The organism is Streptococcus cristatus (assembly GCF_003943505.1).
Classification (GTDB): domain Bacteria; phylum Bacillota; class Bacilli; order Lactobacillales; family Streptococcaceae; genus Streptococcus; species Streptococcus cristatus_E.
This window is the reverse complement of sequence record NZ_RJPS01000038.1, coordinates 1-910: the sequence shown is the minus strand read 5'-3', so window position 1 is coordinate 910 and position 910 is coordinate 1. Positions and strand designations below refer to the sequence as shown.

The following is a 910-nucleotide window of genomic DNA, read 5'->3' as shown; positions in this document are numbered from 1 at the left end:
AAGCCAGACCTCCATGTGGTGGGAAACCATAATCCATGGCTTCTAGAAGGAAACCGAACTGGTCTTGCGCTTCTTCAGCTGAAAAGCCTAAAACCTTAAACATCCGTTCCTGCAGATCTTTTTGGTTGATCCGTAGGCTACCACCACCTAGTTCATAGCCATTGAGTACGATATCATAGGCAACCGCACGAACCTTGCTTAGATCTCCTTCCAGCTCCTGCTCAGAATCTTTTTGAGGCAGGGTGAACGGATGGTGAGCACTCATATAGCGGCCTTCTTCTTCAGACCACTCAAACATTGGCCAATCTACCACCCACAAGTAGTTAAACTTAGCAGGGTCAATCAAACCTAATTCCTTGCCTAAACGGACACGAAGAGCCCCCAGAGCTGCGTTGGCAACATCCAAGGTATCTGCCACAAAGAGCACCAAGTCGTTTTCTTCTAATTGTAAAGCAGTTGTCAACTCACTTGACAGGTCTGTCAAGAACTTAGCAATAGGACCAGTCAGCTCTCCATCGGCTACTTTCACCCAAGCTAGTCCCTTGGCTCCATACTGCTTAGCTTGCTCTGTCAGCTTATCAATGTCTTTGCGTGAGTATTTGTCAGCAGCATTTTTCACTACAATAGCCTTGACAGCCGGTGCCTCAGAAAAGACCTTGAAGTCAACACCCTTTACAAGCTCTGTCAAGTCCTGCAATAACATGTCAAAGCGAGTATCTGGCTTGTCGCTACCATAGAGAGCCATAGCATCGTCATATTTCATACGTGGGAAAGGCAAGGTCACTTCAATACCCTTGGTTTCTTTCATGACACGGGCAATCAAACCTTCTGTAATGTCTTGGATTTCTTGCTCAGATAGGAAAGAAGTTTCCAAGTCCACCTGTGTAAACTCTGGTTGACGGTCTCCACG

At 46.5% G+C, this 910-nt stretch carries 1 protein-coding gene; it reads right to left on the bottom strand.

The annotated features are described in order from the left end of the window. On the bottom strand, positions 1 to 910 hold a 910-nt coding region (locus D8792_RS10775), incomplete at both ends, for an amino acid--tRNA ligase-related protein (RefSeq protein ID WP_312023823.1).